At 67.9% G+C, this 5,211-nt stretch carries 5 protein-coding genes; all 5 read left to right on the forward strand.

Annotation, left to right across the window (positions count from 1 at the left end):
* Positions 1-6 precede the first annotated feature (6 nt).
* Positions 7-120, forward strand: a complete 114-nt coding sequence (locus tag ACE3TU_RS18585) for a hypothetical protein (RefSeq protein ID WP_374626938.1) — start codon at positions 7-9, stop codon at positions 118-120.
* 76 nt (positions 121-196) lie between these two features.
* Positions 197-2,647 carry a DNA ligase D gene (gene ligD, locus ACE3TU_RS18590; protein ID WP_374626930.1) on the forward strand — a complete coding sequence of 817 codons (2,451 nt, stop codon included), beginning with the start codon at positions 197-199 and terminating at the stop codon, positions 2,645-2,647.
* A 22-nt stretch (positions 2,648-2,669) separates the two neighbouring features.
* Positions 2,670-3,596, forward strand: a complete 927-nt coding sequence (locus tag ACE3TU_RS18595) for a Ku protein (protein WP_374626932.1) — start codon at positions 2,670-2,672, stop codon at positions 3,594-3,596.
* Positions 3,597-3,603: 7 nt separating this feature from the next.
* A complete protein-coding gene (locus ACE3TU_RS18600) occupies positions 3,604-4,680 on the forward strand; it encodes a tetratricopeptide repeat protein (RefSeq protein WP_374626934.1) in 1,077 nt (358 codons plus the stop codon).
* 167 nt (positions 4,681-4,847) lie between these two features.
* Positions 4,848-5,211 (forward strand): alpha/beta family hydrolase (locus ACE3TU_RS18605; RefSeq protein ID WP_374626936.1); only part of this gene is annotated, 364 nt, incomplete at its 3' end.

A 5,211-nucleotide genomic window follows, 5' to 3' on the forward strand; every position in this document is an offset into this window, starting at 1 on the left:
CTCGACATCTCCGTCCACACGGCAAAGTTCCACGTCACCGCCATCCTCGACAAGCTCGGCGCCCGCAACCGGGCCGACGCGGTGTCGATCATCCTGCGCGAAGGGCTCGTCTCGATCTGACCGGGGGCAGCCCCGTCGGTTGCACGGACAAAGTTCGGCGTTTCAACGAAACGCCGAACTGCTCTAGTGTCGCCCCATGCCCGCCGACCACCTCAAGCCCTACCGAGCCAAGCGCGACTTCAGCCGGACCGGCGAGCCCGCCGGCACCGATGCCGGATCGGGCGGCAACCGCTTCGTCGTGCACAAGCACTCCGCCACCGCCGACCACTATGACCTGCGGCTCGAGCTCAACGGCGTGCTGAAGAGCTGGGCGGTTCCCAAGGGCCCCTCCCTCGACCCGGCGGACAAGCGCTTTGCCGCCGAGACCGAGGACCATCCGATCGAGTACCTCGACTTCGAGGGCGTCATCCCCGCCGGCGAGTATGGTGGCGGGCCGATGATCGTCTGGGACACCGGCACCTGGGCGCCCATGGGCGATCCCGACGAGCATCTGCGCAAGGGCGACTTCAAGTTCCGCCTGTGGGGCGAAAAGCTCAAGGGCGGCTGGATGCTGGCGCGGCTCAGGAAGAAGTCCGACGACGGCAGGCCCGGCTGGCTGCTGTTCAAGGAGCACGATCCCTCGGCCAGTACCGAGGGCGACGTCCTCGTCGACCGCCCCGAAAGCGTCAAGACCGGCCGCCGCATCGAGGACCTGGTGGCGCCGCCCAGGCCGCGCCGGCCGGTACGGCTGCGCCCCGGAGCGTTCAAGGGCGCGGTGGAGGCGCCGATGCCGGGCCGGATCGAGCCGCAACTCGCCACCGCCGTCCCCGATCCGCCCGAGGGTGAGCAGTGGCTGCACGAAATCAAGTTCGACGGCTATCGAACGCTTGCCCATCTCGATGCCGGCAAGGTCGCGCTGGTCACGCGTGCCGGGCTCGACTGGACGAAGCGCTACGGCAACCTGCCCAAGGCCTTCGAGGCACTGCCGTGCAAGTCGGCGCTGATCGATGGCGAGATCGTCGTGCCCGACGAAAGCGGCATCGCCCGCTTCGCGGCGCTTCAGGAGGCGCTCTCGTCCGGCGCCGGCAACCGGCTGGTCTACTACGCCTTCGACCTGCTCTATCTCGACGGCTGGGATCTCAGGGCAGTGCCGATCGAGAAGCGGAAGGACCTGCTGGCCCAGTTGCTCGGAGGCCGGGTCGAGGCGAGCACCGCCATCCAGTTCAGCGACCATGTGGTCGGAGACGGCGGCGCGCTCTTCGACCGGGCCTCCGAACTCGGGCTCGAGGGCATTGTCTCCAAGCGACTCGGCGCCCGCTACGAGTCCGGGCGCACCACCACCTGGAGCAAGACCAAGGCGCTGCAGGTCGGCGATTTCGTCATCGCCGGCTTCACTCGCTCCGCCGCGGCAGGAGGGATCGGCGCGCTGGCCCTGGGCGAATGGGTCGACGGCGAGCTCGAATATCGTGGCAAGGTCGGCACCGGCTTCGATACCGCCACCCTGGCCGCCCTGCTCGAACGGCTTGAGCCGCTGGCCGATGGTGGCGTACCGCTCGAGCGTGGCCCGAAGGACGTGGTCTGGGTGCGGCCGGTGCACCAGGCCCGTATCCACTACGCCACGCGCACGGCCGACAATTCCCTCCGCCACGCCGTCTTCAAGGGGCTGCGCGAGGCGGCGCTCTCGACCCCGGTTGCGAGTACGCGACAGCGCCTGATCACCGATGCCGACCTCGCCTCGATCTTTGTCACCAACCCCAACCGGCGCCTGTTCGGCAAGTCCGGGCCGACCAAGCTCGAGATTGCCGTCTACTACGCCGCCGTCGGCGACTTCATGTTGCCGCACCTGTTCAACCGGCCGGTCTCGCTGGTGCGCTGCCCCAGCGGGCGCCCGCAGGACTGCTTCTTCCAGCGCCACGCCTTCACCGGCATGCCGCCGAGTCTCGGCGTGTTCGAGGTGAAGAACTCCGACGACGAGGACAAGTCCTACCTCAGTGTCGAGGATGCGCGCGGCTACCTGGCGCTGGCCCAGTTCGGCGTCGTCGAGTTCCACACCTGGGGCACGCACCGCTCGCACCTCGAAAAGCCCGACCGCATCGTCTTCGACCTCGATCCGGGCGAGGGCATCGGCTGGCGCGAGATGGTCGAGGCCGCGGTGCATGTCCGGGGTGAACTCGAGCGGCTGGGGCTCGTTCCCTTCGTCAAGACCTCCGGCGGCAAGGGCATCCATGTCGTCGTGCCGATCAGGCCCCGGCTCAGCTGGAAGCAGGTGCACGCCGCCACGGGCCGCATAGCGAGTGCCATCGCCGGTGCGGCGCCCGAGACGTTTACCGCGACCATGGGTGCGGCCAACCGCAAACGGCGCATCTTTATCGATTTTCACCGCAACGCCCGCAGCGCCACCTCCGCGGCGCCCTACTCGCTGCGCGCCCGCACCGGCGTGCCGGCCTCGACTCCGCTGGACTGGCGGGACCTCGATACGATCGACGCCCCCGAGGACTTGAACTACTCTAGCCTTCCGGCATTGTTAACCACGTCCGGCGATCCATGGGCCGACATTAACCAGTCGGCGCGGGATCTTCCGGCACAGTCGTCGGCTGAACAGACCTAGTATTCGCGAGTAGGAGGCGGAGATGGCGGCACGGGCCAGCTGGAAGGGGTACTTGAAGCTCAGTCTCGTGAGCTGTCCGGTCAAGCTCTTCCCGGCGACCAGCGCGTCCGAGCGCATCACCTTCAACCAGCTCCACAAGGACACCCACAACCGGATCAACATGAAGCCGGTCGATCCCGAACTCGGGCTGGTCGAGCGCTCCGATCTGGTCAAGGGCTACGAGTACGAGGACAAGCAATACGTCATCATCGAGGAGAGCGACCTCGAGGCGGTGCGCATCGAGTCGAGCCACACCCTCAACATCGAGGCCTTCGTCGACGAGGACGCCGTCGACCCGATCTACCAGGATGCGCCCTACTATCTCGCCCCCGATGGCGCCATGGCGGAAGAAACCTTCGCCGTTCTCCGCGAGGCGATGCGCCAGTCGGGCAAGCTTGCCATTGCGCGCCTGGTGATGACCAGCCGCGAGCGCGTCGTCACCATCGGTGCGCGCGACAAGGGCATGTTCGTGTGCACCCTGCGCAACCCCAACGAGGTCCGCGGCACCGCCGAGTATTTCGGCAGCATCCCGGACGCCAAGCCTGACAAGGAGATGCTCGAACTGGCCGAAAAGCTGATCGAGCAGAAGGTCACCACGTTCGACCCCAGGAACTACGAGGACCGCTACGAGATCGCGCTGATGGCGATGATCAAGGAAAAGCTCAAGGGCCACAAGCCGATCATCGCGGCGGCGCCGGAGCGCGGCAATGTCATCAACCTCATGGATGCGCTCAAGGCGAGCCTTGGACAGTCCAAGCCGGCCGCCAAGAGCAAGTCCAAGGTTGCGCCGCCCGCCGAATCGGCTGCCAAGCTGTCGCTCAAGGCCGCCGTCGAGGCATCCAAGGCCGTCGCCAAGCCGGCCGCCAAGGCCGCGCCGAAAGCCGCAACCGGCAGCAAGAAGAAGGCCTGAGCCCGCAATGCAGAAGTCCGCCGCCGTTTTCGGCATCGTCGGAGCGCTCAACGCGTTCCCACGGCGGCTGGCGGCCAAGGCGCTGTCGGGGCAGCGCAAGCGCCTGAGGCGCGGCATCACCCGGCAGACCTCGCATGTCGTGGTCGGTCGCAGGCTGTTGACCCTGGGCGAAGCCGAGATCGACCGGCGCCTCGCCCCGATCGCGGCAGCGGACATCACGCTGCTCAGCGAAAACGGTCTGCTGGAACTGCTCGGCCTCCGCACCGCGCCGCAGCATACCGGCCTTACCCGCCAGTCGCTGCTCGAGCAGTCGCGGCTCGACGCCGCCGTTTTCGATCGGCTGGCCCTGTTCGATGCCTTCGAGCACAGCGTCGAGCCCTTCTCGTTTCGCGATCTCATCCTCTCGCGCAAGTATGCCGGGCTGGTCGCCGGCGGTGCCGGCTGGTGGGCCATTGCACGCGCCGTGCATCGCGCCGGGCCGGTGTCCTCGCTCACCGCGCTCTCGCTCCATCCCGAGGACGAAGCGACCATCTACGCCCTCGACGGCGCGGCCAAGTCCGAGCTCGACGGCCAGCGTGTGCTCGATCTCGATCCCAGCGACGAGGCCGACGAGGAGTACTTCGAGCTCGCCGAGGCCGCCGAGACGGCGGGCCTGTTCGCCGAGGCCGCGGTGCTCTACGGCCAGTGTCTCGCCATCGATCCGACCGATTCCGTCGCCGCCTTCAACCAGGCCAACTGCATGCGCGCCTCGGGCGATGCCGATGCCGCTGGTCTCGCCTATGCGCGCGCCATCAAGCTCGATCCGGCCTTCGTCGAGGCCTGGTTCAACCACGCTGGGCTCCTGCGCGACACCGGTCGCACCGGTGCTGCCCGCCAGCACCTGCTGCGGGCCGTGGAGATCGACCCCGCCTACGGCGATGCCGTCTACAACCTCGCGAGCCTCGAGTTCGATGCCGGCAACCTCGCCGAGGCGCGTCGCTGGTGGAGCCGCTACCTCGAGCTCGACCAGACCTCGGAATGGGCGAGGACGGCGACACGCGGCATCGCCTACGCCGACGCGCAGTTGCGGCGGACGGCAGGGTGATGGCCGCGTCGTTCCCCGTCATCGGTGTTGCTGCCGTTCCGCACGGAGTCCGTCCCGCGCAAGCGGAAACCTCTGTTTTCGTGCGGAACCGCACGTTCGCAAACCGAGGTTCTCGCCTTCGCGGGGATGAACCGGTGGTCGGGGATGGCATCGGAATGAGAGCGTAGATGCCAACCAGCTTCATTTTCGACGGCCCGACCGACGCCCGGGTGACCATCCTCCTCGCCCACGGCGCCGGGGCGCCAATGGACTCGGCCTCCATGAACGCCACCGCCAGGGCGCTCGCGGCTGCCGGCCTGCGTGTGGCGCGCTTCGAGTTCGGCTACATGGCCGGTCGCCGCAATGGCGTGCGCAAGCCGCCGCCGCGTGCCGAGACCGTGATGCCGGAATATGTCGCGGCCATTGACGATCTCGGCCCGACCAACGGCCCGCTGTTGATCGGCGGCAAGTCGATGGGCGGCCGCGTCGCCAGCATGGTCGCCGATGGCCTGTTCGAGGCCGGCCGCATCGGCGGGCTGGTCTGCCTCGGGT

It is taken from the genome of Devosia sp., from assembly GCF_041917035.1.
Taxonomy (GTDB): Bacteria; Pseudomonadota; Alphaproteobacteria; order Rhizobiales; family Devosiaceae; genus Devosia_A.